The sequence below is a fragment of the Amycolatopsis sp. NPDC057786 genome, assembly GCF_042797905.1.
Taxonomy (GTDB): Bacteria; Actinomycetota; Actinomycetes; order Mycobacteriales; family Pseudonocardiaceae; genus Amycolatopsis.
The window spans coordinates 24,405-49,816 of record NZ_JBHVKW010000042.1 but is presented as its reverse complement, the minus strand read 5'-3'; the positions used below and the strand labels follow the sequence as shown (position 1 = coordinate 49,816).

Annotated in this window: 24 protein-coding genes; 17 read left to right on the top strand and 7 right to left on the bottom strand. The window is 69.9% G+C overall.

Going from position 1 to position 25,412, the window contains the following annotated elements; translation table 11 throughout:
* The first annotated feature begins 17 nt into the window (after positions 1–17).
* The 7 genes from ACFVM3_RS21990 (at position 18) to ACFVM3_RS21960 (ending at position 10,855) form a co-directional block, all read left to right on the top strand.
* Positions 18–1,511: a TIGR02677 family protein gene (locus ACFVM3_RS21990; protein WP_378441257.1), complete on the top strand. Its 1,494-nt coding sequence runs from the start codon at positions 18–20 to the stop codon at positions 1,509–1,511.
* The gene (locus ACFVM3_RS21985; RefSeq protein ID WP_378441255.1) at positions 1,508–2,728 is read left to right on the top strand and encodes a TIGR02678 family protein; all 1,221 of its coding nucleotides are present in this window, start codon (positions 1,508–1,510) and stop codon (positions 2,726–2,728) included. Before ACFVM3_RS21990 ends, ACFVM3_RS21985 begins: the two co-directional genes overlap by 4 nt.
* Complete coding sequence (locus ACFVM3_RS21980; RefSeq protein WP_378441254.1) at positions 2,725–6,708, top strand: TIGR02680 family protein; 3,984 nt, start codon at positions 2,725–2,727, stop codon at positions 6,706–6,708. Before ACFVM3_RS21985 ends, ACFVM3_RS21980 begins: the two co-directional genes overlap by 4 nt.
* An 87-nt stretch (positions 6,709–6,795) precedes the next feature.
* The gene (locus ACFVM3_RS21975) at positions 6,796–7,782 is read left to right on the top strand and encodes a BTAD domain-containing putative transcriptional regulator (protein ID WP_378441252.1); all 987 of its coding nucleotides are present in this window, start codon (positions 6,796–6,798) and stop codon (positions 7,780–7,782) included.
* Positions 7,743–8,297: a DUF4394 domain-containing protein gene (locus ACFVM3_RS21970; RefSeq protein WP_378441250.1), complete on the top strand. Its 555-nt coding sequence runs from the start codon at positions 7,743–7,745 to the stop codon at positions 8,295–8,297. The genes ACFVM3_RS21975 and ACFVM3_RS21970 overlap by 40 nt, the downstream gene beginning before the upstream one ends.
* A 273-nt stretch (positions 8,298–8,570) precedes the next feature.
* Entirely contained in the window at positions 8,571–9,794 is a 1,224-nt protein-coding gene (locus tag ACFVM3_RS21965) for a DUF222 domain-containing protein (protein WP_378441296.1), read from the top strand.
* Positions 9,795–10,147: 353 nt separating this feature from the next.
* On the top strand, positions 10,148–10,855 hold the full coding sequence (locus ACFVM3_RS21960; protein ID WP_378441248.1) for a hypothetical protein: 708 nt from the start codon (positions 10,148–10,150) through the stop codon (positions 10,853–10,855).
* Between the two features lie 2 nt (positions 10,856–10,857).
* On the opposite strand, the gene ACFVM3_RS21955 is transcribed toward ACFVM3_RS21960, so the two are convergent.
* Positions 10,858–11,019 carry a hypothetical protein gene (locus ACFVM3_RS21955; protein ID WP_158005348.1) on the bottom strand — a complete coding sequence of 54 codons (162 nt, stop codon included), beginning with the start codon at positions 11,017–11,019 and terminating at the stop codon, positions 10,858–10,860.
* A gap of 51 nt (positions 11,020–11,070) precedes the next feature.
* Positions 11,071–11,565 (bottom strand): DoxX family protein, encoded by a 495-nt coding sequence (locus ACFVM3_RS21950; protein WP_378441294.1) that lies wholly within the window; start codon positions 11,563–11,565, stop codon positions 11,071–11,073.
* Positions 11,566–11,642: 77 nt separating this feature from the next.
* On the opposite strand from ACFVM3_RS21950, the gene ACFVM3_RS21945 reads away from it, so the two are divergent.
* Entirely contained in the window at positions 11,643–12,179 is a 537-nt protein-coding gene (locus ACFVM3_RS21945) for a TetR/AcrR family transcriptional regulator (protein ID WP_378441246.1), read from the top strand.
* On the opposite strand, the gene ACFVM3_RS21940 is transcribed toward ACFVM3_RS21945, so the two are convergent.
* Positions 12,180–12,938: an SDR family oxidoreductase gene (locus tag ACFVM3_RS21940; RefSeq protein ID WP_378441244.1), complete on the bottom strand. Its 759-nt coding sequence runs from the start codon at positions 12,936–12,938 to the stop codon at positions 12,180–12,182. It lies immediately after the preceding gene.
* A gap of 186 nt (positions 12,939–13,124) precedes the next feature.
* Between ACFVM3_RS21940 and ACFVM3_RS21935 the strand changes: the two genes are divergently transcribed.
* The 3 genes from ACFVM3_RS21935 to ACFVM3_RS21925 all read left to right on the top strand — a co-directional run bounded on the left by ACFVM3_RS21935 (position 13,125) and on the right by ACFVM3_RS21925 (position 16,291).
* Entirely contained in the window at positions 13,125–14,642 is a 1,518-nt protein-coding gene (locus tag ACFVM3_RS21935) for a trypsin-like serine protease (RefSeq protein WP_378441242.1), read from the top strand.
* 75 nt (positions 14,643–14,717) lie between these two features.
* Complete coding sequence (locus tag ACFVM3_RS21930) at positions 14,718–15,083, top strand: YciI family protein (protein WP_378441240.1); 366 nt, start codon at positions 14,718–14,720, stop codon at positions 15,081–15,083.
* The gene (locus tag ACFVM3_RS21925) at positions 15,074–16,291 is read left to right on the top strand and encodes an RNA polymerase sigma factor (protein ID WP_378441238.1); all 1,218 of its coding nucleotides are present in this window, start codon (positions 15,074–15,076) and stop codon (positions 16,289–16,291) included. The genes ACFVM3_RS21930 and ACFVM3_RS21925 overlap by 10 nt, the downstream gene beginning before the upstream one ends.
* Here ACFVM3_RS21925 and soxR read toward each other — a convergent pair.
* Complete coding sequence (gene soxR, locus ACFVM3_RS21920) at positions 16,281–16,727, bottom strand: redox-sensitive transcriptional activator SoxR (protein WP_378441237.1); 447 nt, start codon at positions 16,725–16,727, stop codon at positions 16,281–16,283. The genes ACFVM3_RS21925 and soxR overlap by 11 nt on opposite strands.
* A gap of 52 nt (positions 16,728–16,779) precedes the next feature.
* On the opposite strand from soxR, the gene ACFVM3_RS21915 reads away from it, so the two are divergent.
* The 3 genes from ACFVM3_RS21915 (at position 16,780) to ACFVM3_RS21905 (ending at position 19,398) form a co-directional block, all read left to right on the top strand.
* Positions 16,780–17,388 (top strand): hypothetical protein, encoded by a 609-nt coding sequence (locus tag ACFVM3_RS21915; protein ID WP_378441235.1) that lies wholly within the window; start codon positions 16,780–16,782, stop codon positions 17,386–17,388.
* Positions 17,385–18,209, top strand: a complete 825-nt coding sequence (locus ACFVM3_RS21910; protein WP_378441234.1) for an NAD(P)H-binding protein — start codon at positions 17,385–17,387, stop codon at positions 18,207–18,209. The genes ACFVM3_RS21915 and ACFVM3_RS21910 overlap by 4 nt, the downstream gene beginning before the upstream one ends.
* A gap of 124 nt (positions 18,210–18,333) precedes the next feature.
* Positions 18,334–19,398 (top strand): methyltransferase, encoded by a 1,065-nt coding sequence (locus ACFVM3_RS21905; protein WP_378441232.1) that lies wholly within the window; start codon positions 18,334–18,336, stop codon positions 19,396–19,398.
* Here ACFVM3_RS21905 and ACFVM3_RS21900 read toward each other — a convergent pair.
* Positions 19,367–20,251: a LysR substrate-binding domain-containing protein gene (locus tag ACFVM3_RS21900; protein ID WP_378441230.1), complete on the bottom strand. Its 885-nt coding sequence runs from the start codon at positions 20,249–20,251 to the stop codon at positions 19,367–19,369. The genes ACFVM3_RS21905 and ACFVM3_RS21900 overlap by 32 nt on opposite strands.
* A 70-nt stretch (positions 20,252–20,321) precedes the next feature.
* On the opposite strand from ACFVM3_RS21900, the gene ACFVM3_RS21895 reads away from it, so the two are divergent.
* Positions 20,322–21,656 (top strand): FAD-binding oxidoreductase, encoded by a 1,335-nt coding sequence (locus ACFVM3_RS21895; RefSeq protein WP_378441228.1) that lies wholly within the window; start codon positions 20,322–20,324, stop codon positions 21,654–21,656.
* 97 nt (positions 21,657–21,753) lie between these two features.
* Positions 21,754–22,935, top strand: coding sequence for an acyltransferase family protein (locus ACFVM3_RS21890; protein WP_378441226.1), 1,182 nt, complete (start codon positions 21,754–21,756; stop codon positions 22,933–22,935).
* A 1-nt stretch (position 22,936) separates the two neighbouring features.
* On the opposite strand, the gene ACFVM3_RS21885 is transcribed toward ACFVM3_RS21890, so the two are convergent.
* Positions 22,937–23,347: a nitroreductase family deazaflavin-dependent oxidoreductase gene (locus ACFVM3_RS21885; RefSeq protein WP_378441292.1), complete on the bottom strand. Its 411-nt coding sequence runs from the start codon at positions 23,345–23,347 to the stop codon at positions 22,937–22,939.
* 775 nt (positions 23,348–24,122) lie between these two features.
* Here ACFVM3_RS21885 and ACFVM3_RS21880 point away from each other — a divergent pair.
* Positions 24,123–24,971 carry a PaaX family transcriptional regulator C-terminal domain-containing protein gene (locus ACFVM3_RS21880; protein WP_378441224.1) on the top strand — a complete coding sequence of 283 codons (849 nt, stop codon included), beginning with the start codon at positions 24,123–24,125 and terminating at the stop codon, positions 24,969–24,971.
* Here the strand turns inward: ACFVM3_RS21880 and ACFVM3_RS21875 are convergent.
* Complete coding sequence (locus ACFVM3_RS21875; protein ID WP_378441222.1) at positions 24,968–25,366, bottom strand: RidA family protein; 399 nt, start codon at positions 25,364–25,366, stop codon at positions 24,968–24,970. The genes ACFVM3_RS21880 and ACFVM3_RS21875 overlap by 4 nt on opposite strands.
* Between the last annotated feature and the right edge of the window lie 46 nt (positions 25,367–25,412).

The following is a 25,412-nucleotide window of genomic DNA, read 5'->3' as shown; positions in this document are numbered from 1 at the left end:
CAGCCGCCGGAGGACGCATGGATCCGATCCGTGTTCCGCCCGAGATGTTCCGTTTCACCGACGGCAGCAGATCCGGGCTCCCCCTGGCGATCCTGCACGCCTTCGGTGAGGCGAACGAGCGGCTGGAGACGGCGCTCGGGATCGACGACGTCCGCACGAGGCTGCGTGAAGTCGGCTGGCTGGAGACGCTGGCGGACGAAGACCTCGTCAAAGCGCTGGACCAGCTCAAGGCCCAGGGCCACCTCGACGTCGTCCAGAGCCACGCGGGCGACTACCGGACGGCGTCGGAGTACGAGCGCCGCAACCTCCAGTACTCGCTGACCCGGCAGGGCGAAGCGGCGTACGCGGGGGTGGTCCGCGCGAACGAGGTGCTCAACGCGTCCGGGGCACTCCAGACCGCGACGCTCGAGGCGCTGGGTGAGCGGCTCGGCGAGCTCGCGAAGCAGCTCGAAGACGGCACGGACAGGCGCGTGTTCAGCACGCTCACCGAAGTCGAAAGCCACCTCGAAGCCTTCCGCGACAACACGAAGCGCTTCAACGGCGACCTCCAGCGCCTCCTGCACGCCGAAGCCGATCTCACGACGTTCCACGAGGTCAAGGCGGCCATGGTCACCTATCTGCAGGAGTTCCTGAACGACCTGGAACACCACACGCACACGATCGCCACCCGGATCAAGGAGATCGACGACCACGGCGTCGAGCGGGTGCACCGGCGGGCGCTCAACGGAGCGGCGCTGCCGAACCCAGACGCGCGCTGGCTCGACGTCCGCAAGGCGCGCTGGGACGGCCTTCGCGCGTGGTTCCTGCCCGAAGACGGGGCGGCGCCGCGGGTCGAGGACCTTCATCGTCTCGCGCGACGCGCGATCATCACACTCCTCCAGGTCCTGGACCGGATCACCGAATCGCGGCGGCGCGCGAGCAGCGCGGTCGCGGATTTCCGCGAGCTGGCGCGGTGGTTCACCGTCGTCCCGGCGCAGGAGGACCTGCATCGCCTGTGGTCCACGATGTTCGGGCTGAGCTCCGCGCGGCACGCGCATCTCGCCCACGCGGATCCGGAAGTGGTCAGCACGACGGCGTCGTGGCTCGACGCGCCGCCGGTCGAGGTGTCGGAACTGCTCCGCTCGGCGGGCCGCACCGAGCGGTTCACCCGGACCGGGGGAGTGCGCGACGTCAGCGCGATCAGGGCGGCACGGGTCCAGCAGGCGATCGCGGAACGCGCCGAACTCGAAGCGGCGTGGAACATGCTCGACACCGGCGGCGTCGTACGGCTTTCGGCGTTCGAGAAGCTGGACCACAGCGTTTTCGAGCGGCTGCTCGATCTGCTGGGGCAGGCGCTGGGCAGCAGCCCCGGCACGGGCGGCACGCGGCGAAGCACGACGTCCGACGGCCAGATCGAGATCGTCCTGCGGCCGCCGCGGAACGGCGCGGTCGCGCGCCTGACCACCACGAGCGGTGTCTTCCGGGGCCCCGACTACGAAATCGAGATCAGTACGGCCGGAGGCGGTGCGTGAGCCTCACCAACCAACTGGTCATCGCGGAACGCGAAGAGGTCGCGCGCGGGATCCGGGCCCTGCTGGCCACCCCGCTGATCGGCGAACGCGGCGCTCCCGAGACCTTCGACCTCATCCGCCGCCGCCGCGAGCCCATCCGGCAGTGGTTCGACTACTACTGCGGCTGGACGCTCACCGTCGAACCGCGGCTCGGCTACGCCCGGCTGGTCAAGGTCCGCGCGGCCACCGATCCCACGCGTCCGGCGCGACGGCTGCGTTCCGGGCGTGCCGCGTTCGACCGCCGCCGCTACGTCCTGCTGTGCGTGGTGGCCGCCGAACTGCTGACCGTGCCGGTGACCACCATCGGCCTGCTCGCCGGCCGCGTCTCGCAGGCGAGTGCCGCCGACGACCTCGTCACCACCTTCGACGTAGCCACCAGGGCGGAGCGTCTCGCGTTCGTGGACGTCCTCAAACTCCTGGAGTCCTACGGCGTCCTCGAAGCCGCCGACGGCGACCCGGAGTCCTTTGTGGACGATCCGGCGGCGAAGGTGCTTTTCCGGGTGGACGCGACCCTGTTGCTGCGGCTGCTCGCCGCGCCGGTCGGGCCGTCGCAGCTGGCCGTACCCGCCGACGACGTCGCGCTGCGGTTCGAGGAACTGCTGGAGGCGGTGTCACACGAGCAGCGCTACGGCCTCTCGTCTGGCCGCCACGAGGACACGCCGAGCGCGTCGGACGTCCAGCGGAACCTGTGGCTCCGGCACACGGTCTTCCGCCGTCTGGTCGACGACCCGGTGCTGTACTTCGCCGAACTGACCGCGGAAGAGCGCGCGTACCTCGGCACGCCGACCGGGCGCCAGCTGCTGCGGCGAGCCGCGGAGCAGGGCGGTTTCGTCCTCGAAGAACGCGCGGAGGGCGTGCTGCTCGTCGACGTCGACGGGCTGGCGACCGACGAGCGATTCCCGGACGACGGCAGCAACGCCAAGGTCGCCGCGCTCCTGCTGCTCGACGCGCTCGACGAGCCGCGGACCACCGACTACCTGCAGAAGGCCACCGCCAAGCTGCTGAAACGCTTCCCGCGCTGGGCCAAGACGTACCGGGGCAGGGACGGTGCGCGGCGGCTGACCGTCGACGCGCTCGCCGTGCTGACCGGTTTCGGCCTGATCCGCACCGAAGCCGAACTCGTCCGGCCGCTCCCGGCCGCCGCGAGGTACACCGACCGCACCGAGGAGGCGCCGTGACCGTGACGAGGTGGATCCCCTCCCGTGCGGGCATTCTCAACATCTGGCGCTACTACGACGAGATCTTCGAGTTCCACGACGGGCGCCTGCTGCTGCGCGGCCCCAACGGGAGCGGGAAGTCGAAGGCGCTGGAGCTGCTGCTGCCGTTCCTGTTCGACGCGAGCCTGCGCGCGAACCGGCTGTCGACCTTCGGCACCAGTGAACGCAGCATGCACTGGAACCTGATGGGCGAAGGCGCTTCCGGCGCCACGCGCGTCGGGTACGTCTGGCTCGAATTCGGCATGGCCGGCGAGAAGTGGTTCACCTGCGGCGCGCGGCTCCAGGCCAGCACGCACACCAGCACGGTGCACGCCGACTTCTTCACCACCGATTTGCGGGTGGGCGACGGTTTGCCGCTGGTCAACGAGGCCGGCCAGCCGCTGACCAAGAACGCGCTGGAGGAAGCCCTCGGCGAGCACGGGACCGTGCACGACGGTGCGGCCGAGTACCGTGCGGCGATCCGCGCGAAACTGTTCCCCACCTTGAGCGAACAGCGCTACGACGCGCTGATCACCGCGCTGCTCCAGCTGCGGATGCCCAAACTCTCGCAGCGGCTCGACCCGAGCCTGCTGTCCAATCTGCTGTCCCGCGCGCTTCCGCCGTTGGGGCAGCAGGAGATCGCGGATCTCGCCGAGGGTTTCGAGCGGCTCGACGCGCAACGCGAACGGCTGGGCTCGCTGGAGACCGAGGTCGACGCGACCCGCGCGCTCGCCGCACGGCAGAAGACCTACGCCCAGCGTGTGCTGCGCGCGGGCGCCGCGAACCTCATCACCGCGACCACGGAACTCGACGAACTCGCCGCGGCGGCCCGCCGTTCGGCCGAGGAGCACGACGAGGTCGCCGCGAAGAAGGAAGCCGCCGAGGAACGGGCGGCGAAACTCGAAAAAGACGTCGAAGAGACCGAAGCGCGCCTCGCCGGGCTGACCGAATCCGAGTCGTACCGCAAGGGCCAGGAGCTCGACAAGCTGCGGCAACGGGCGTTGTCCACCCGGGAAAAGGCGGAAACACTGCGCGCGGACGCGGATCGTCTCCGTGCCGAGGCGGACGCCGACGAGGAGCGTTCGCGGGCGGCGAAGCAGGTCGCGAAACGGCAGGCCGACCTCGTGCGCTCGCTGGAGACCGAGGTCCGTGCCGCCGCGACCCGCGCGAACCTGGCCGGGGTGCACGACGAACTCGTCGCCGGGCTGAATGAACCGGCCCGGCTCCGTCCGTTGCTGCAGGCCGCCGTCCGCGGCAAGCGCGACCAGGTCGAGACGCTCGGCCGGGCGCTGGACAAACACGAACTCGCGGTCGGACGGCGGCACCGGGCCGAGGCGGATCTCGACCGCGCGCGGTCGGATTTCTCGGCCGCGCAGGAGCGGCTGGACCTCACGACGGCGACGCGGGAACTCGCGCTGAGCGATCTGCGCACCCGGCTCGCCGAATGGGCGATCGGCTGCCGCGAGCTGCGGTTCCCCGACGTGGAAGCGGTCGTCCGGGACGCCGAGGCGGAGGTCGCGCTGCTGGGCAGGCTCGGCGTCGTCGCCGAGACCGTGCTCGAAGACATCATCCGGCGGGAGGCGGCGACCGGTGCCGCGCTGGCCACCGCGCGCGCCGAGCACGACGAACTCCTCGTCGAGGCGGGCGTGCTGGAAACGGAGGACGTCCTCGCGCCCGAACCGCCGCGCACCCGCACGACGGACCGCGCCGAGATGAGCGGCGCGCCACTGTGGCGGCTGGTCGATTTCGCGGGCTCCGTCCCGGAAAGCGCTCAGGCGGGGATCGAGGCCGCGCTCGAAGGCGCCGGCTTGCTGGACGCCTGGGTCAACTCCCACGGTGTCGTCGACGGACACGACGTGCTCGCGGAGACCGGGACACTGCCGGTGGCCACCGGCCGGTCACTCGCCGACGTCCTGGTACCCGAACCCGACGCGGAACTTTCCCCGGCGAAGATCCGCCGGATCCTGGAAGTGATCGCGTTCGACGACACGCTCCCCTCCGGCCCGGCCGCCATCGGCGCGGACGGCGGCTGGCGGATGGGCGGTCTGTCGGGCAGCTGGACGAAGGACGCCCCGGCGTACATCGGCGCGTCCGCCCGTCTTCGCGCGCGGGAGCGCCGGATCGCCGAACTGCGGGACAGGATTTCCCTGCGCGAGAAGACCATCGCCGAGCTGGAGGGCGAGCTTGCCGGGCTGCGCGGCAGGCGCGAGCTGATCAAGATCGAACGCGCCGCCCGCCCCAGCCACGAAGATCTCCTTGCCGCGACGGGAGAACTGACCGCGGCCGAGGCCGAGCTGACCGCCGCCGACGCCGCCGTCCGGCATCTGGAGACCGCCGTCTCCGCGCTGGAGACCGAGGCCAAGACCGCGCTGCACGAGCTGACCGCCCAGGCATCGGAGAGCGGGCTGCCGACCGAACGCGCGCCGCTGGCCGCGCTCGCCACGGCCCTGCGCACCTACTCCGACCAGGGTGAGAACTGGTTGTACGAGCACGGGAACCTGCTCACCGCGAACCAGCGGGCCGAGCTGTGCGCCGAACAGGCGGACCGGTCGGAGGCGAACGCGGCCCGGCGTGAGGACGATGCTGCCGAGGCGGAGGCCGAACGCGTCAAGCTCACGGCGATGCTCGAAGCGATCGAAGGGACCGCGGGCAGCGGCCAGCGCGAGGTACTCACCGAAATCGACGGGCTGCGCGCGAAACTCCGTGACCTCTCGGGCGAACTCCGCGCCGCGAACGCCGACGCCAAGGAGCTCGCGGTGTCGCTGGGCGCGCTCGGCGTCCGCCGCACGACAGACGCGCGGGCCCGCGAGGACGCCGCCAAGAAGCAGGACGCGGCCGCGCTCCGGTTCCGGAAGCTCGCGACCGGCGTCTTCCCCGCCGACGGCGGGATCGAGGACCTGCCGAAGTTCCAGGCCACCCTGTCCGCCTCCGACGGCGTGCGGTCGGCGCTCGAAACGGCCCGGCTGGTGGCCGCGGCCTGGCCGTCCGTGCCGCACGCGCCGAGCAACCTCGGCGAGGCACTGCACCGGCTCTCCGAAGCCGTGCACACCTGCCGCAACACCCTCAGCTCGCGGGCGGAACTCGATCTGGAGACCGACGAGGACGTCCAGATCTTCACCGCCGTCGTCGACGGGTTGCGGGTCGGCGCGGCCGAACTGCTGAAGATCCTTTACGCGGAAGCGGAACAGAGCAGGCACGAGATCACCGACCGGGAAAGCGACCTGTTCGACAAGACGCTGACGGGTGACACCCGCCGCCATCTCGCGGCCCGTATCCGGCAGGCCAACGACCTCGTCGACGGGATGAACGCGCGGCTGGAACGCGTGCGGACCGCGTCGAGGGTGGCCGTCCGGCTGGTCTGGCAGGTCTCCCCCGATCTGCCGCCGGGCACCAAGACCGCGCGGGATCTGCTGCTGAAGGATCCGGATCGGCTGACCGCCGAGGATCGCGTGTCGCTGCACAAGTTCTTCCGTGAGCGCGTCGAGCAGGCGAAGGCGGACGACACGGCGACCAGCTGGGAGCAGCAGCTCGCGCAGGTCTTCGACTACACGTCCTGGCACCGGTTCGTGGTCAAGGTGGACCGCGCGAACGGCGCGGGCTGGCAGCTGCTGACCAAGAAGCTGCACGGCGCGCTTTCCGGTGGGGAGAAGGCGATCGCGCTGCACCTGCCGCTGTTCGCCGCCGTCGCCGCGCACTACCAGGCCGCGCCCGAGGCGCCGAGGGTGATCCTGCTCGACGAGGTGTTCGTCGGCGTCGACACCACCAACCGGGGGCAGGTGTTCGGCCTGCTGTCCGAACTCGACCTCGACCTGATGCTGACGTCGGACCACGAATGGTGCACCTACGCCGAACTCGGCGGCGTCGGGATCCACCAGCTCATCACCGGCGGCGACGGCGACGACGCGGTCACCACGGCCCGGTTCACCTGGAACGGTCACGACCTCGCACCGGCGGGGCATTAGCCTGAGCGGCCCCAAAGCCGGGCGCGGCGGGGTTCTTTCCGCCGTTCGTCCTTGTGCGGCGCGGAACCGCTCGCTACGTTCCTGCCGGTGGCTGTGCGGATCCAGGTGCTGGGCTCGCTGCGCGTCTGGCTGGCCGGGGCGGAAGTCGACCTGGGCCCACCGGGCCGCCGTGCCGTCCTGGGGTTGCTGGTGCTCGCCGGCGGCGAGGCCATGTCCAAGCAGGAGCTGCTGGACGCGCTGTGGGGCGAACGGCCGCCGCGCAGCGCGGTGAACGTGCTCCAGACGCACGTCAAACATCTGCGGCGGCTGCTGGAACCCGGCCGTCCGGCGCGGTCCGGGAGCGAGATCCTGCCGCATGTCGGCGGCGGTTACGCGGTGCGCTGGGACGCCGTCGAGATCGACCTTCCCCACGTCCGCGGGCTGGTCGCCGAGGCGAACGACGCCCAGCGCGACGGCGAGACCGGCCGTGCCGCCGCGCTGTTCGGCGAGGCCCTGCGCTGGTGGCGCGGTCGGCCGCTGGCTGATATTCCTTTGCTCTCAACGCATCCGAAGGTCCTGGCGCTGATCGCGGAACGTCGTGCGCTGCTCGCCCGCTACGGCGACGCGATGCTGGCGATCGGCGCCGCCGACGAGGTACTGGCCGACTTGGCCGAAGCCGCGGCGGACCAGCCGCTGGACGAACCCGCGCAGGCCCGGCTGATCCGCGCGTACCACGCCACAGGTCAGCGGGCGACGGCTTTCCGGCTCTACCAGGAGGTCCGCGAACGGCTCGTCGAGGAACTGGGGGTCGAACCCGGGCCGGAACTCGCCGCGGCGCACGCCGCGCTGCTCGAAGACGGGGAACCGATTCCAGGTCCGCGATCCGCCGTACGCGTTCCCAGGCAGTTGCCCGCCGAACCGTCCGGGTTCACCGGCCGGGCGGCCGAACTGTCCATTTTGGACCAACTGGTGCCCAGCGCCGGGAGTTCCGGCGGCGCGGTGGCGCTCGTCGCCGTCACCGGTCCGGCTGTATCTACACGATCAAATTCCCGCCCGTGGCGCCGGACGTCGTCGTCACGAAAGTCTCGCAACTGAGTGTTCCGTTGTACGGCACGAACTTCGGCGTCGACTTCAACCCTGCCGCCGACCGGCTGCGAGTGATCAGCGACTACGGCCAGAACCTGCGGCACAACCTCGCCGACCACGTCACGGTCGAGGACACCATTCTCACCACACCGCCGGCGGGCGGGCCGACCAGAGGCGTCACGGCCGCCGCCTACACGAACAACGACCTCAATCCCGACACCGCGACCACGCTGTTCGACATCGGCACGGCCACCGACCAGGTGCTCATCCAGGCGCCCGCCAACGCCGGATTCCTCAGCCCCACCGGCGCGCTCGGCGTCGACACCGGCCCGATCGCGGGCTTCGACATCTACAGCGACCTCACCAACGGAAAGACGACCTCGGTGAGCGCGTTCGCCGTGCTCAACCCGGCCGCCGGGCCGTCGACGTTCCACACGGTCGATCTGCTGACCGGCGCTGCGACCAAGGTCGGCGATTTCCCTTTGCCGGTCGGGGATATCGCTGTCGCGCTCGATACCAACTGAGCGGGGAACGCCGCTGTTCGGTGCCCAGTCTTGGCCGGGCACCGGGCAGTGGCGTGTTCAGGACTTGGCCGTTGCCGGAAATCGGTAATGCTATAGAACCTTCGGAGGTCGAGATGCCTTGTCTGCTGGCGTAGCTCTTGTTTGCCAGAAATCGGCAACGCCACTTTGCGGCGGTCTTGTTGCCGAAAAACGGCAATGCCATCCGTGTCCTTGGGTGCGGGTTTTGTCGGTGGTGGGTCGTATGTTCGCGGGGTGGATACTCATTCCGCGCCGGTGGCGCTTCTGGAGAACCTCACCGACCCAGCTGTGCTGGCGTCGGTGAATGATGTTGTGGATTCCTTGGACGATAAGGATTCCGTGGCGCTTGCCGAGGCGGCGTCGGCGGGGATCGCGCGGTTGGAGGCGGTCCGGTTCCGGGCTGTGGCGCAGCTGAACCGGCACCGCGACGGCGCCCGCAGCGTCACCCAGGAGGTCGCGTTCGCCCTGTCCGTTGTGGACAATCACGCGGGTGCTCTGGTCGCCGCGGCGGAGGCGTTGACGTCTCGTCTGCCCCGCACGCTGGGTTTGATGGATCAGGGGAAACTCGGCGGGTTCGGTGCGATGAAAGTCGCCACCGCCACCTCGTGGCTCTCCGACGACGACGCGCGGGCTGTCGACGCGGTGCTGGAGGATCGGATCGCGGACAAGAATCCCGACCAGGTCCGCAAAGCCGCTAATCACGCGGCGAACACGATCGATCCCGAGGGTGCCGACCGGCGGGCTTCGCGTGATCGTGACGGCCGTCGTCTCACGTTGCGTCACGGGGAGACCGGGGTCGCGTCCATCGAGGTCGAGGACGCCCCCGTGGAGAAGGCGGCCGCCGCCTACCAGCGGATCGATCGCGCAGCGCGGGCCCTGAAAACCGGTGGTGAGGCCCGCACCCTGGACCAGTTGCGTGCCGATGTCGCCCTCGACCTCCTCCTCGGCGGCCAGGGCGGCGGGAGTGAACGCAGCGAGGTGTTCCTGTACATGGACCTGTTCACCTACCTCGGCCTGAACGACGAGCCAGCGGAGCTGGCGGGGCATGGGTCGCTGCCCGCGGGGCTGGCCCGGCACATCGCGACCGGGCCGAACACGGTGCTGCGGCGGATCGTCACCGATCCGCTCTCCGGGCAGGTCCTCGATTTGGGCCGGGACCGCTACCGGCCCACCGCGGGGCTGGACGAGTTCGTGCGGGTGCGGGACCGGGAGTGCCGAAGACCCGGCTGTCACCGGCCTGCCCAAGCCTGCGATATCGATCATTCGTTGCCGTGGCAGCACGGCGGCCACACCAACGCCGACGAGCTGGTCGATCTCTGCCGTCGGGATCATCGGCTGAAGGACGAACCCGGCTGGACCTACCGACTCGCCCCCGACGGCACCCTCACCATCACCACCCCCACCGGCCAGACCCACGACAGCACACCACCCCCGCTTCACCCACCCCGGCCACCAGCCGACGAGCCACCACCGTTCTGAGCACTGTCGCCAGAAAACGGCAACGTGAGACGGCGGTAGCTCGTTCGGGCACCCCACCAAAGCGGTCGCGTTGCCGGAAACCGACAACAGCCCGTCCGTGCGGCAGAGAGTTCGCCAGGCGCCACGCACACCGCACATAGCCGAATACCGGCGACGACCCCGTTCAGCCCCAGGTGCCGAGTCGCGCAGGCACTCAGCGGCCTTGCCAAAAACCGGCAACACCCACCCGCGAGTTCTCCAGCCGGCAGAGCAAAACGGCCACCCCAAGAACCCGACTCCACCCAAGGTCTGAGCCAGAAGACCGGACCGTGCTCCGATCCGCGCCACCACCACGAGCGGCAGGCTCACCGGGTATGGAAACCGACTACGTCTTCCCCGGCCGCCGCGTCGCCGCGGTCTCGATGGTCCTCGGCCCGGTCCTGCTGCTCACCGGAACGCTGCTCCGGGCGCGCTTCGACTTCTTCTTCCCTAGCCAGCTCAAGGCGATGAGCGACCATCCCGCGCTGATGACCGCCGCGTACACGTGTTTCCTGGCGGGCAACGTCCTGCTGTGGCCGGCGATCGTCACGCTCGCCACGAAGATCGGCCGCACGAAACCCGCACTGGCCGCCTGGGGTGGCCTGTTCGTCCTCTTTGGACTCTTCGAACGGACCTTTCACGCGGGGATCGACCAGGCAGCACTGGGACTCGCCGAACGCCGCGGCGCCGGGTTCGCCGAGAGCGTGGTCAGCGAGTCGTATCAGAACCTGCATCTGTTCAGTTTTCTGTCGTTCACGATCATGTTCGGCTGGTACGTGCTCGCCTTCGCCGCTTATCGGGCGAAAGTGCTCGGCGTCGTCGGGTCGATCGGGGTGGCGACGATGGGGCTTTTGCCGCTCGGCGTTCTGAAAGGGACCGAATTCGTTTCGATCATCGGCACCGCCGGACTTTGTGTCGCGTTGGTTCCGGCCGGCATCCGGACATTACTGGAAAGTCCCAAACCGAGCCGCCGCGCGATGGTGCTCACGGCGATCGCCGTTCCGGTTCTCGGCGCGCTCGCCTTCGCGAGCGCACTGGGCTGAGCTCAGGCCAGTCGCGCGGACGTTTTCCCTTTTCTGTCACCGGATTCGTGTTCGCGCCCCGCCGGGAGACAGCTCATCAGCAGTACGAGACCGACCGCACCGAGAAGCATGTGCCCGGCGAGGATGCACAGCCCACAGAATCCGATCCACAATGAGATCTTCATTCTCAGAGGGTAGTGCCATTACCGGAAGCGGGGCCCGGACTTGGGAAAGACTTAAGGTCTCCTTTGGGCAAAGGGTCTGTCGGGAGTACGCGCGTAATACACCACCAGTGACACCGTCGCGGCGAGGAACACCACCTGCATCAGGCTCCGCGGCACCAGTTCGTCCATCGTCGAAGTCACCGGGCCGTGCAGCGCCTTGTACACGTTCGCCGGGAACATCCCCAGCAGCAGAAGCGTCAACCCGGCGGACGCCCACGGCGCCGTGCGCGACCACAGGACCCCGGCGGCGCCCGCGAGTTCGAGGACGCCGGTGACGGTCACCAGCAGTCCGGGCACGGGCAGCGCGGGCGGAACCATCGCGATGAGTTCCTCACGCATGCCGATGAAGTGCGCGAGACCGGTCGTGACGAACAGCGCCGCGACGCCGCCGCGCACCGCGACGGGCCAGGGCTTGAACCGTCGGACGCCGAAGGCGCCCAGCAGGGCCAACGTCGCCGTGACGGCGATCAGCATCAGTACGGGTGCGAGACCGGGATCCATGACCATGCCTTTCAAGCAGCGAATCTTTCCACTGACAAGATGCGCGATTGCGGCCCATCTTGTCAATGACTAGATTTGTCGGCATGAGTCCCTACCACCACGGCGACCTCCGCCGGGCCGTACTCGACGCCGCCGTCGCGGCCATCACCGAACACGGCCCGGCGGGGATCAGCCTCCGCGACCTCGCCCGGCGCGCGGGGGTCTCGCACGCCGGGCCGGTCCACCATTTCGGTGACAAGGCCGGGGTGCTGACCGCGCTCGCGGCCGAGGGATTCGACCTGCTCGCGGACGCGCTGGCGGCCGAGAGCGATCGGGACTTCGTCGAGGTCGGGGTGGCTTATGTGCGCTTCGCGATCGAGCATCGCGCGCATTTCGAGGTGATGTTCCGCCCCGAGCTCCACCGCGAGGACGACGCGGCGCTGACCGCGGCCCGTGACCGAGCGGGAGCCCTGCTGACCAGCGGCGCGTCGTCGGTCAGCGACGACGCGCTGGCGGGAGTCGCCGCGTGGTCGCTGATGCACGGCTTCGCGAACCTGTGGCTCACCGGCGCGCTGCGCGCCGAACTCCAGGAGGATCCGGAGTTCGGCGCCCGCGCGATCGCCCGGATCCTGTTCCCGTGATCAGACCTGCGCGGTGGGCATCACGGTGACCTGCTGAAGGTTCACCCGAGCCGGGAGCGAGGTCAGAAACGCCACGGTCTCGGCGATGTCCTCGGGCTTCAGCCAGGTCAGCGACTCGCGCACGCCGTCCAGCCACCGCAGAGCGCCGGCGTCGGTGACGTGGCCCTGCAGTTCGGTCTCGACCAGTCCCGGCTCGATCGCCGCGACCCGCACACCCTTCGGTCCGAGGTCGGCGCGGAGGTTCTTCGACAAGTGCGTCACGTAGGCCTTCGAGGCGACGTACACGGCGAAGGACGGGAAGACGGCCTGCGCGCCGATGGACGAGGTGTTCACCAGGTCCGCGACACCCTTTTCGGCCGCCGAAGCGACGAGATGCGGGACGAACGCGCCGATCGCGTTCATCAGGCCCGTCATGTTGACGTCGATCATGCGCTGCCAGTCGCCGGTGGCGAGTTCGTCGATCGGCGCGGCCAGCATCACGCCGGCGTTGTTGAACAGGAGGTCCGCGCGGCCCAGTTCCGCTTCGACCTCGGCCGCCGCGGCCCGCATCGCCACGGCGTCGGCGACGTCGACGGCGAGCACGAGCGCGGTACCGCCGTCCCGCTCGATCTCCTTGGCCAGCGTTTCCAGCCGGCCCGCCCGGCGGGCGATCAGCGCGACCGAAGCACCGGAGGCGGCGAGCCGCCGAGCGGCCGCCTCGCCGATCCCACTGGACGCTCCGGTGACGACGGCGACCCTGTTCGCGTGCGAGTTCGTCATTTCTGTTTCTCCCAAGTGGACTCGTTCACGAGGTGACGAGTCCAGAAAACCGGGCTTTCCCAGGAGATGGCACGGTCTGTTCAGCCTGGGTCCGGCAGTACCAGTCAGCAGTACCGATCAAGGCGGGCACGGAACTGTTACGCGCTCGTCGAGTTCCGCGGACACCGACCGGCCAGCGTGTACCGTATGCGAATCCGATCCCTCGCGCTCGCGCTGGCCATGATGACGGCCACCGCGGCCCCCGCGTCGGCCGTCATCGGCGGCACCGAGTCCACCACGCCCTACGACTTCATGGTCTCGCTGCGGTACGACTCGCCTCGCCCGGACGGACACCGGTGCGGGGCGGTGCTCATCGCACCCCAATGGGCGGTCACGGCAGGCCATTGCGCCAACAGCCCCACCGGCGCGACGGTCGGTGTGCCCCGCGGCTGGAAGGTCCGCGTCGGCTCACTGGACACCACCCGCGGCGGCGAGGTCACGGACGTCGACAAGTTCTACCGGCGCCACAACTCGTACAACCCGCCCGGCGAGGAAATCGCGGTGCTGCGTCTGCGAAACCCGGTGCGCGCCAAGCCCATCCGGCTCGCCGCGGCCACTCCCGCCGACGGCACGCCGGTCCGCATCCTCGGCTGGGGCGCGGCGGCGACCGGTTGCGACGACTTCAAGGACCCGAAGTGTTTCCCCAGCAAGCTCCGTGAGGCGGACACGGAGGTCGTGCCGCTCGACCGGTGCTGGGACGACGACGGGCACACGCTGCCGTTGTGCGTCGGCCGCGCCGAGCCGCCCGTCGGTCCGGGTACGACGGACTCCGGCGGGCCCGCGCTGGTCCGTTCGGGCGGCGGCTGGGCGCTGGCCGGAACGGTCATCGGCCCCGGCATCAGGGGCGCCGACTTCCCCGACATGTACACCGATGTCTCGAAGAACGCCGCTTGGATCAACGGCATCGTGACCGGCACCGACGTGCCCCCGGATTCCCCGGTCCCGAACGTGGAGGGCACGGCCACGGTGGGCGAATGCAAGGGAGCGGTGGTGCGGGCCGCCACCGCGCGCCCCGAAGACCCGGCGCTGGCCCTGACCAACGGCCACTGCGTGCCGAGCGGGCGGCCCGCACCGGGGAAGGCACTGGTCGACCGGCCCGCGGACCTGCCCCGTCCGGTCACCATCGCCGGCCGGGACGGCTATCCGAAGGCCGGCGCCCGCGCCACCCGGCTGGTCTACGCGACGATGACCGGCACCGACATCGCGCTGTACCGGCTCGACAAGACCTACGCCCAGCTGGCCAGGGAGGGCGCGAAGGTCTTCCGGCTGACCACCACCCCGATGCGCGCCGGCGACCGGCTCCTCATGGCCTACTCCAGCAGCCGCCCGAGCTGCACGATCGAGGCCGTGGTGCCGCACCTGCGCGAGGCCGGCTATCAGCAGGACGACGCGGTCCGCTACGCGCCCAGCGACACCTGCGTGAGCAGGCCCGGCTACTCCGGCTCCGTACTGCTGTCCCGCGACGGGAACACGGTCATGGGTATCAACAACACCCACAACCGTGACGGAGAGCGCTGCACCGAGGGCAACCCGTGCGAGGTCGGCCGGGACGGCACCGTGACCGCGGTGCAGGGCCGCAGCTACGGCCAGCAGGTCCACCGGATCGCGGCCTGCTTGACCAAGGGATCCCGGATCGACCTGCGACGATGTGGCCACGAAAAATAATTCCCACCGGCTGTCGAATCGGCGGGATGCCCTTCGTATAGGTGGTGACAAGCCGCTTCGACCGAGGAGGACGCCATGACCCAGTACCTGATCAGCCTGTACCAGCCCGACGGTCCCGTTCCGCCGCCGGAGTTCCTGGAGCCGATCGCGCGCAAGATCCAGGCGCTCGACGACGAGATGAAGGCCGCGGGGGTCTGGGTCTTCGCCGGCGGGCTGCACCCGCCGACCACGGCGACCGTGCTGCGCGCCAAGGAGAACGGCGAGATCGCGATGACCGACGGCCCCTACGTCGAGGGCAAGGAACATCTCGGCGGCTTCACCATCCTCGAGGCGCCGGATCTGGACGCCGCGCTCGAATGGGCCCGCCGGGTCGCCGAGATCACCTATCTCCCGGTCGAGGTCCGGCCGTTCCAGGGCGACGAAGGTCCTTCGTGCGTGTGACCACCGAGGAGATCGGACGCGTCTTCACCGAGGAGTACGGCCGCGCGGTGGCCGTACTGGTCCGGGTCTTCGGCAGCATCGACATCGCCGAGGAAGCCGTGCAGGACGCCTTCGCCGAGGCGGTGGACCGCTGGCCGTCCAGCGGTCCACCGCCCAGCCCCGCGGGCTGGATCATCACGACCGCCCGCAACAAGGCGATCGACCGGTTGCGCCGGGAAGCCGCGCGCGACGACAAACACGCCCAGGCCGCGCTGATCAGCGCCGGTGGTGAACCGGTGGAGGAGGGTCCCGTGCGTGACGACCGGTTACGGCTGATCTTCACCTGCTGCCACCCCGCGCTGGCCATCACCGCGCAGGTCGCGCTGACGCTGAAACTGCTGGGCGGCTTGACCACCGGCGAGATCGCGCACGCGTTCTTCGTCCCCGAGACGACGATGGCGCAGCGCCTGGTCCGGGCGAAGGGCAAGATCCGCGACGCGAAGATCCCGTACCGCGTCCCGGACGACGCCGACCTGCCGGACCGGCTGCGGTCGGTGCTCGCCGTGATCTACCTCGTGTTCAACGAGGGGTACACAGCCACTTCGGGTGACCGGCTGGTGCGGGAAGACCTGTGCGCGGAGGCGATCCGGCTCGGCAGGCTGCTGACCGCCCTCATGCCCGACGAACCGGAGGCCACCGGGCTGCTGGCGCTGATGCTGCTCACCGAGTCCCGCCGCGCGGCCCGCACCGGAGCGGACGGCGAGGTCGTGCTGCTGGCGGAGCAGGACCGGTCGCGGTGGGACCGCGAGCTGACCGCCGAAGGGCAGGCGCTGGTCCGTGCCTGCCTGCGGCGGAACCAGCCGGGGCCGTACCAGATCCAGGCGGCGATCAACGCCGTCCACAGCGACGCGGCCGACGCGGCGAGCACGGACTGGTCGCAGATCGTCCAGCTGTACGACCTGCTGCTGGCGGCGAATCCGACGCCGATCGTCGCGCTCAACCGGGCCGTCGCGGTCGCCGAAGTGGACGGGCCCGAAGCCGCCCTCGCCGTGATCGACGGCCTCGACCTGGAGGAATACCACCTGTACCACGCCATCCGCGCGGATCTGCTGCACCGCGTCGGCCGCCGGGAGGAATCGGCGCTGGCCTACGAAACGGCGATCCGGCGAGCGGAGAACAGCGCCGAACGGCGGCTGCTGGAACGGAAACTGGCCGCGGTCAGTCCGTGATCAGCCGCGCCGGGCCGGGGCCCTTGGCGGCGAGGACGTCACCGGGGTTCACCAGCACGCACTGCTCGAAGGACAGGCAGCCGCAGCCGATGCATTCGGTGAACCGGTCCCGCATGCACTCCAGCTGCTCGATGCGCTTGTTGAGTTCGGCGCTCCAGCACTGCGAAGCCCGCTGCCAGAACGCCTGGTCCGGCGCGGCGCCCTCCGGCAGGAAATCGAGCACTCCGCCGATCACCTCCAGCGGGATGCCGAGATGGTGCGACGCGCGGATGAACGCGACCACGCGGAGCGTGGCGCGAGGATAGCGGCGCTGGTTTCCGCTGGTCCGCCTGCTGCTGATGAGACCTTGGCGTTCATAGAAACGCAGGGCGGAGGTCGCGACGCCGCTGCGCCGGGCCAGCTCCCCGATGGTGAGTTCGGACGGCGGTTTGGACATGGTCACGATCCTAGCTTGACTTGAACCCTTGTTTAAGTTTCATGCTGGAGCCATGACAGCACAGGGGACCTCCGAAATGACCATCCACAAGGGACATTGGCCGACACCGGACGGGGCGACGGTCGTGGTGGCGCGGGAATGGCCGGACGCCGACGCGGCGCGGGCGGCCTTCAAGAGCCACGACGGCCTTGTCTCCTTCACCGCGTACGAAGGCATAGATCACGACGGCGCCTTCACCTACGAGCAGTGGACCAGCGAAGACGCCATTCAGGGGCTGGACGGCGCACCGGTCTTCCGCCTCTACCGCGGGCAGCGCGGCGAGGGGGTGCCCGGCTGCCTCGTGATCGTCTCGGTCGAGTTCGAGGGCCCCGACGAGCAGCGGCAGCGCGACTGGATCGACCTCGTCTTCGAAGCGCTCGCGTCGGAACCCGTGCGTCCCGAAGGCGGGTTCTCGGGGTTCTTCCACGTGAGCACCGACGGGACCAGGGTGCTGAACTACGCCGAATGGGCCAGTGCCGAAGCCCACCTCGCCGCGCTCGCGGCTCCCGGCGCCGACGGCATCGGGACCACCGACGCGTGGAAGAAGGTGCAGACCTACCCGGGGATGTCGGGCGGGTCGGTCAAGCGGTACCGCCCGATCTTCTCGGCGGTGGCGGCATGAAGCCGATCCTGGTCGCCGGCGCGACGGGCAACGTCGGCTCGCAAGTGGTCGCCCAGCTGCGGTCGCGGGACATCCCGGTCCGGGCGCTGAGCCGGAATCCGCCCGCCGGCGGCGTCCGCGGTGACCTGGCGAAACCGGAAACGATCGCGCCGGCGCTCGACGGCGTCGACACGGTGTTCCTGATGCTCACCGGCCCCGCCGAGACGCTGGTGCCCACGGTGTCGCTGCTCGGGGAACGGGTGAAGCGCGTGGTGTTCCTTTCCTCGGGCGCCGTCGACGATTCACTGGCGGAGCAGGACAACGCCATCGGCGCCTGGCATCGCACCGTCGAAGAGGCGATCGAAGCCGCCGGTCTGGAATGGACTTTCCTGCGGCCGCACGGCTTCGCGACCAACACCCTCGCCTGGGCGCCGTCGATCCGCGCGGACGGCGTCGTCCGCGGCGCGTACGGCGAGGCGTCGATGCCGCTGATCCACGAGAAGGACATCGCCGCGGTGGCCGTCGAAGCACTGACCGGCGATGGGCACACGGGGGCGAAGTACGCGCTCACCGGCACACGGCCGATGACGCAGGCCGAGCAGGTCCGGATCATCGGTGAGGCCGCGGGCCGCCCGGCGCGCTGGGAGGAGATCCCGCTCGAAGAAGCACGCGCCGCCATGCTCACGAAGATGCCGGACTTCATCGTCGACACGATGCTGGCCGGATTCCAGGGGTTGGTGACGAAACCGGGCGAGGTCACCTCGACCGTCCAGGACGTCACCGGCAGGCCGGGGCTGGACTTCGAGGTCTGGGCGGCCGATCACGCCGCCGCGTTCCGGTAAGCTCGGGTTCGTGTCGACACCGGTTCATGCCGCGGTGGTCCACTAGCCGCCGTTCCTGACCTTGTCCCCGACGAGCCACGCCCGCGGGGTCTCTTCGCCGCGGGCGGATCCAGGAACGGAAAACATGAACCCCCTGTCCACAAAGGACGGTGGTCGGCGCTGGCTGACCACCGTCGGCACGAAAATGCCCCGGCCCGTCGTCGCCGTCGACGATCGCGTCACCGCCGACGAGGCGTTCCGGCTCGCCGCGTCCGGCACCGGTCTCGCCTGGCACGGCGACTTCCCCGGCGCGCGGAACCTGCTCGCCGCGATGTCCCGGCGGTGCGGTACGGCGGCGGGGAAACCCTTTCGGGACCAGCGGAACCATCGGTCACGCCGGGCGCGGATCCTCGGCAGGCTGCTGGTCCCGCTGGATCCCGGCCATATCCTGCCGTTGCGCCGCGGGCCGGACGTACGCGAGGCCTGCACCGAGGTCTACGGCCCCTCCGAAACCCCGTCGCTGGTGTCCTTGCGCGAGCTGCTGGGTGTCGTCGGCGCGCACGAGTGGCGGGTGAAGGGCGTCGAAATCCCGGCGCTCGGCGCGAAAATCCATCCGCGTCACGGGGTCTTCTCGCCCGTCCGCGGCGAGTACGTCGATCTGGTGGCGAGAACTCCGTTGCCCGCCAAGCGACTGGCGTTCGACATCGGCACCGGTACCGGCGTGCTCGCCGCGGTCCTCGCGCGCCGAGGGGTCGAGCGCGTGGTGGCGACGGACAACGAGCCGCTCGCGCTCGCCTGCGCGCGCGACAACTTCGCACGTCTCGGTCTCGGCGGAATCGAAACTCTCCACGCGGACGTGTTCCCGCCGGGCCGCGCACCGCTGGTCGTCTGCAATCCGCCGTGGCTGCCCGCCAGGGCGCACACCCCGCTCGAACGCGCCGTCTACGACCCGGGAAGCCGCATGCTCAAGGCGTTCCTCGACCGGCTGCCCCGGCACCTCGAACCCGGCGGGGAGGCGTGGCTGATCCTGTCCGACCTCGCCGAACTGCTGGGTCTGCGCACGCGCGAAGAACTCCTCGGCGCGTTCGAGCGGTCCGGCCTCGAAGTCCGGGGCCGGGAGGACATCCGGCCCCGGCATCCACGGGCCGACGCGAAGGAGGTCACCTCTCTGTGGCGGCTCACAAGCCGAGCAGCGCCCGTGCCTGACTGATGAACACGCGGGCGGCGGGGCTGACCGGCCCCTCCGTCCGCCAGGCCAGCGCCAGTTTCGCCCGCAGCCCGGCGGGCCGCGTGATCTCCATGGCGTGCAGTTCCGTGTAATGCGTCGCCAGCGACATCGGCACCACGGCGACGCCGAGCCCGCGCCCGACGAGTTCGGCGACGACGTTCGGGTCGCCCGCCTCCAGGGTCACCCTCGGCTGGGCGCCGTCGGCGAGGAACGCCGCGTCGACGATCGCGCGCATGCCGGTGCCCTTCGGCAGGCTCACCAGGGAACGGCTTTCCAGTTCCGACAGGGTGATCGTGGCCTGCCCGGCGAGCGGATCCTCCGGCCCGGAGACGGCGACGAGCGGCTCGTCGAGGACGACCTCCAGGCCGATCCCCGGCGGCGGCTCGCCGGAGACCCCGATCAGCGCGACGTCGAACCGGCCGTCGGCGACGCCCGCGAGCAGGACGTCGGAGGTCGCCTCGGCGAGCGTGATGTCGACCGCCGGGTGACGCTCGTGGAAACGCGCGAGCAGATCCGGCAGGTTGACCGGGCCACGCGACGACACCATGCCCATCGCGACCTGGCCGCGGACCAGCCCGGTGAGATCGTCGACCGCCTGCCGCACCCCGGCGACGGCGGCGAGCGCGGCCCGCGCGTGCGGGAGCGCGGCGGCGCCGACCTCGGTCAGCCGTACCGCCCTGGCCGACCGGTCGAGCAACGGCTGCCCGAGTTCGCGTTCGAGGCGGCGGATCTGGGCGCTCACTCCGGGCTGCGCGACATGCAGTCGCTCGGCGGCACGGGTGAAGTTCGCTTCCTCGGCCACCGCGACGAAGTATTCGAGCTGGCGCAATTCCATAACGGATGATTCTAGTTGCCAGACAAACCAGATCTTGGACTTCTTGCCGAATCGGGATCACGCTGGTCGTATGACCACGATGCTCCGCTCCGGCGACCCGGACTACGACAACGAACTCGCCGGTTTCCAGACCGCAGTGCCCCGCCGTCCCGACGTCATCGTGCCCGCCGCTTCGGCCGACGACGTCGTCGAGGCCGTCCGTCACGCCGCCGAGCACGACCTCCCGATCGCCGTCCACTCGACGGGGCACGGCGTGGGCGTCCCGTTCGAAGGCGGCGTGCTCGTCACCACCCACCGGATGACCGGGATCCGGATCGACGAAGGGATCGCACGGGTCGAAGCGGGTGTGCGCTGGGGTGCGGTCATCGAAGCGGCCGCGGAGCACGGGCTCGCCCCGCTGAGCGGATCCTTCCCCGGCGTCGGCGTCGTCGGCTACACCCTCGGCGGCGGGTTCAGCCTGCTCAGCCGCAAGTACGGCCTGGCGGCCGACCAGGTGACCGCGATCGAGGTGGTGACCGCCGACGGGGAGCTCCGCCGCGCCACCCCGGACACCGAACGCGACCTGTTCTGGGCGCTGCGCGGCGGCCGCGACAACTTCGGGATCGTCACCGCGCTGGAGTTCCGGCTCGTCCCGGTCACCCGGCTGTACGGCGGCAGCCTGCAGTTCGGCACCGAATCGCTGTCCACGGTGCTCCACGCCTGGCGCGATTGGGCGGCGGACATGCCGCGCGAGATGACGTCGTCGCTGGGCATGGTCCCGATGCCGGATCTGCCGATGGTGCCCGAACCGCTGCGCGGGCAGCACGTCGCGCAGATTCGGGTCGCCTATCTGGGTGATCCCGCCGAGGGCGAGCGCCTCGTCGCCCCGCTGCGCGCCGCCGCCCCCGTACTGGGTGACACGCTCGCCGAGCTCCCGTTCACCGAATCGGGCAAGATCGCGAACGAGCCGCCCTTCCCGCACGGTTACCGCGCCGACAACGCCACCGTGTCCGAGCTCAACGACGCGATGCTCGACGCGATCCTCGAACACGCCGGCCCCGACGCCCCGGTGCCGACCGTCCTCCTGCTGGACCTGCTCGGCGGCGCGCTGACCGACGTACCCGAGCACCCCGGCGTCGGCTGGGACCGTGAAGCGAGCTTCACCGTCCGGGCCCTGTCCGTCGTGGACCACGCTTCGATCGCCGAGATCAGGAGCGCGCACGCGAAGCTGTTCGACGCGTTGAAGCCCTGGTCGACCGGCAAACTGCTGACCTTCGTCTACGGCGAGAGCGGCGCGGGCGAGGAAGCGTCCAAGGTGTACTCCCCGGCCGATCTGCGGCGGCTCGCCGAGGTCAAGGCGGCCGTCGACCCGGCGAACCGGTTCCGGCTCACGCATAACGTCGAACCCGCGCGTGACGCTGGGTGATCTTCGAAAACCGCTGGTAGGACGCCTCGACACGGGGCGAAGGCGCAGTGAACGGCCCCCGTATACTTCCGGGCCGATACCGCCATTAGGGGGCACTGTGCGCACTTTGGACCATGACGAGTTCCTCGCCATGCGTCGGTTCCCCGCGCTCGACGGCCTGCGGGCGATCGCGGCGACCATCGTGATCCTCTTCCACTTCGCGGGTCCGAAGTGGAGCTGGTTGTCCGGCTGGGTCGGTGTCTACATCTTCTTCGTGCTGTCCGGTTTCCTGATCACGACGCTGCTGCTGCGTGAACAGGACCGGACCGGCCGGATCTCGCTTTCGGCCTTCTACGTGCGGCGCGCGTTCCGGATCCTGCCGCCGTACCTCGTGATCCTCGGCGGGATCATCGTGTTCGTGTGCCTGCGCGGGGAGTTCTTCACCCGCGAGTTCCCGCACGCGCTGAAGTACTACCTGACCTTCTTCAACGAGTTCTTGCCCGGCAGCAAGCCGGACGGCGCCGACAACTTCTTCAGCGGCTCGTGGACGCTGGGCATCGAGGAGAAGTTCTACCTGGTCTGGCCGTTCCTGCTGGTGGTCGCCGGCGCGGTCGGGCTGGCCGCGGCGTGGCGCAAGCTCACGCTGGCGTTCGCCGCGTTCGCGCTGATGGCCGGGCTGGTCGGGGTCACCAGCGGCTGGGTGCTCAACGGGCCGCAGGTGCCGATCTACCGGTCGACCGTGCACTACGCGATCCTGCTGATCGGCTGCGTGCTGGCGATCGCGATGCACTACCGCCGGTCCTACGCGGTGCTCAAACCGCTGACCCACCCGCTCGCGGCGATCCCGGTGCTCGGCGCCTTCGCGGTACTGCACGTCAACATGGAAAGCCTGTGGTGGCAGACCGGCAGCAACCTCGGGCTGCTGATCGCGTACGGCCTGCTTTCGGCGATGTTACTGGTCGTGCTCATCTCGCCTGGGCCGCTTCGCTGGCTGTTGGCCACGAAGGTGATGCGGTTCGTCGGTGAGCGCTCGTACTCGCTCTACCTGCTGCAGGGCCCGGTGCATTTCGCGGTGGTCGAGGCGATCCCGCCGCTGGGCGAGCACCGGATGATCAGCGCGCTGACCGTGTTCGCGGTCGGGCTCGCGATCGCGGACCTGATCCACCGCTGGGTCGAGCAGCCGATGATCCTCACCGGCAAGAAGCTGATCGCGCGCCGCCAGGAGCGCAAGGCACTGCGTGCGGCCGAGGCCGAACTCAAGCGCCCGGAAGCCGTCGAAGCCCCCAGCGGCGCGCGGTGAATCAGCGGGCGATCGTGACGATCGGGATCACCCGGTCGGTCTTCTTCTCGTAGTCGGCGAAGCCCGGCATCAGGCTGACCATCTTCGCGTAGAGACGGTCGCGCTCGGCGCGGTCCACGACGGTCGCGGTCGCGTCGAACTTCTCCGTGCCGACCTCGATGGTGACCTTCGGGTTCGCCAGGATGTTGTGGTACCAGGCCGGGTTCTTGTCCGCTCCGGCGTACGACGCGGCGACGACGTACTTACCGTCCTCCTCGGCGTACGCGAGCGGCGACGTGCGAGGCTCGCCGCTCTTCGCCCCGATGGTGGTGAGGAGCAGCAGCGAACCGCCCTCGAACGGGCCGCCCACCTTCCCCCCGTTCTCGCGGAACTCCTTGATGATGTTCTTGTTCCAGTCGAGCGCTTCGGACAAGTTTCCTCCAGTGTCGATCTTCTCGATACCGAGGCTACTCAGCGCGTCGAGAATTCCCGCGGCCACTTGCCGAGCCTGTGTCTCTCCGGGGCACCGCTTGGCCCCGGCGCCGAACGGACGGTTCGTCAGGTCCACCTCGACCACCTCACCGCCGACCCACCGCCGGGTGATCCGGACCGGCGGATCCTCACGCAGGACCCGGTCGAGCAGAGCTTCGACGTCCTCGCCGGGCCGGCGGGCGGCCAGTGCCTTGCCGAGCAGCTTGGCTGTCGCGTCACAGGCCTGCACCAGGAGCCCGATCCGCGCGGCCGTCCGCTCGTCGGCGGCACCGCAGGTTTCGACCAGCCGCCGCATGGCCTCCTCGGCGCCGGTCCCGATCTCCGTATGCGGATGGTAAGCGCCGGAAACCTTGGCGATGTCGCGGGAAACGTCCGGCAGGCCGAGCTCGGCGGCCAGCACGGCCACCGGGACCGTCCACACGGTCCGCTCCACCGGCCCGTCCCGCATTTCCCTGGCGAGCGCGAAAGCCTTGTCCCGCAGGGATCGCATCGGAGCGAGCTCGGCCAGCACCAGCGCCCGCCGTCGCGCGTGGTCCTCCGGGCGGCTGAACCGGGCGACGTTCGCCCGCAACCACCGGACACCACCCGGCTCGACGTCCTGGGGCACCGGCGGGACAGGGGCTTCGATCAGGGGATCCTCCATACCGTGACGCTAAGTGCGGAACGCTTCGGTCACGGCCGAAACATGAGCACGACGTCGTTGTTATGGTGACCGGGTGACGGCCGTGTCGGAGGCAACCGAAGTCGACGGCGCGGGGCGGACGGCGCAACCGCGCCAGCTCATCGTGACCGTGTACGGCCTCTATTCGCGTGGCGAGGGCGGCTGGCTCTCCGTCCGTTCCCTGATCGACCTGCTGGCGGGTGTGGACGTCGAGGAACCGGCCGTCCGGTCGTCGATCTCCCGGCTGAAACGGCGCGGGATCCTGTCCGCGGTACGCCGGAACGGGGCCGCGGGGTACGAGCTCTCCGAAACCGCGCTGGCGATCCTGCGCGAAGGGGACGAGCGGATCTTCCGCCGCGAACGCGCCACTCCAGGCGACGGCTGGTTGCTCGCGGTGTTCTCCGTCCCGGAAGCCGAACGGCACAAAAGGCATGTTCTTCGCACGCAACTCGCCCGGCTCGGCTTCGGGACCGCGTCGTCCGGGGTCTGGATCGCGCCCGCCCATCTGCGCGACGCGACCTCCGACATGCTGCGACGGCTCGAACTCGAGGGATACGCCGACCTCTTCCACGCCGAGCACCTCGCGTTCGGCGACGTGCGGGAGAAGGTCCGCGACTGGTGGGACCTCGATCAGCTCGAGTCGCTGTACACCGCCTTCCTCGACGAGCACTTGGCCGCGCTGCGGCGGTGGCAGCGGCGTAAGACCACGGACGAGGCCGAAGCGTTCGCCGATTACGTCCGTGTGCTGACCGACTGGCGGCGGCTGCCCTACCTCGACCCCGGTCTGCCCGCCGAACTGCTGCCTCCCGGCTGGGCGGGTATCCGGGCGGCGGACCTGTTCTTCACGCTGCACGCGAGGCTGGGCGAGGCCGCGGCCGCGCACGTCTCGCGCACCCTGCTTTAAACGACCGCGAAGCCCTGCACCTCCACCAGCGCCTCCTCGTCCCACAGCCGGCTGACGCCGATCCCCGCCATCGCGGGGTACTCGCTCCCGGCCAGCCGTTTCCACACCGCGCCGATCTCGCGCGCGTGGGCGCGGTAATCGTCCATGTCGACGATGTAGACGGTCACGCTGCACAGGTCCGACGGCGCGCCGCCCGCCGCGCGCAACGCGGTGAGCAGATTGGACAGCGCGCGTTCGAACTGCTCGACCACGCCGTCGCCGACGATGCGGTTCTCCTCGTCCAACGCCGTCTGACCGGCGAGGAAGACGAATCTCCCGGTCGCGGCGACGGCGTGCGAGAAGCCGGAGGGGCGGCCGAGCTCTGGCGGGTTGATGCGCTCCATACGGGTCAGCATATCCCGTATCGTTGACGGTCGTACATACCACGACATACCCTGAGCG

Excerpts from the sequence above, each read along its gene's own strand:
- ACFVM3_RS21900 (WP_378441230.1), bottom strand. The coding sequence starts at position 20,251 with ATGGAATTGCGCCAGCTCGAATACTTCGTCGCGGTGGCCGAGGAAGCG.
- ACFVM3_RS21945 (WP_378441246.1), top strand. The coding sequence starts at position 11,643 with ATGAGTCCCTACCACCACGGCGACCTCCGCCGGGCCGTACTCGACGCC.
- ACFVM3_RS21930 (WP_378441240.1), top strand. The coding sequence starts at position 14,718 with ATGACCCAGTACCTGATCAGCCTGTACCAGCCCGACGGTCCCGTTCCG.
- ACFVM3_RS21910 (WP_378441234.1), top strand. The coding sequence starts at position 17,385 with ATGAAGCCGATCCTGGTCGCCGGCGCGACGGGCAACGTCGGCTCGCAA.
- ACFVM3_RS21905 (WP_378441232.1), top strand. The coding sequence starts at position 18,334 with ATGAACCCCCTGTCCACAAAGGACGGTGGTCGGCGCTGGCTGACCACC.
- ACFVM3_RS21960 (WP_378441248.1), top strand. The coding sequence starts at position 10,148 with ATGGAAACCGACTACGTCTTCCCCGGCCGCCGCGTCGCCGCGGTCTCG.
- ACFVM3_RS21940 (WP_378441244.1), bottom strand. The coding sequence starts at position 12,938 with ATGACGAACTCGCACGCGAACAGGGTCGCCGTCGTCACCGGAGCGTCC.
- ACFVM3_RS21895 (WP_378441228.1), top strand. The coding sequence starts at position 20,322 with ATGACCACGATGCTCCGCTCCGGCGACCCGGACTACGACAACGAACTC.
- ACFVM3_RS21875 (WP_378441222.1), bottom strand. The coding sequence starts at position 25,366 with ATGCTGACCCGTATGGAGCGCATCAACCCGCCAGAGCTCGGCCGCCCC.
- ACFVM3_RS21950 (WP_378441294.1), bottom strand. The coding sequence starts at position 11,565 with ATGGTCATGGATCCCGGTCTCGCACCCGTACTGATGCTGATCGCCGTC.
- ACFVM3_RS21935 (WP_378441242.1), top strand. The coding sequence starts at position 13,125 with ATGCGAATCCGATCCCTCGCGCTCGCGCTGGCCATGATGACGGCCACC.
- ACFVM3_RS21915 (WP_378441235.1), top strand. The coding sequence starts at position 16,780 with ATGACAGCACAGGGGACCTCCGAAATGACCATCCACAAGGGACATTGG.
- soxR (WP_378441237.1), bottom strand. The coding sequence starts at position 16,727 with ATGTCCAAACCGCCGTCCGAACTCACCATCGGGGAGCTGGCCCGGCGC.
- ACFVM3_RS21990 (WP_378441257.1), top strand. The coding sequence starts at position 18 with ATGGATCCGATCCGTGTTCCGCCCGAGATGTTCCGTTTCACCGACGGC.
- ACFVM3_RS21955 (WP_158005348.1), bottom strand. The coding sequence starts at position 11,019 with ATGAAGATCTCATTGTGGATCGGATTCTGTGGGCTGTGCATCCTCGCC.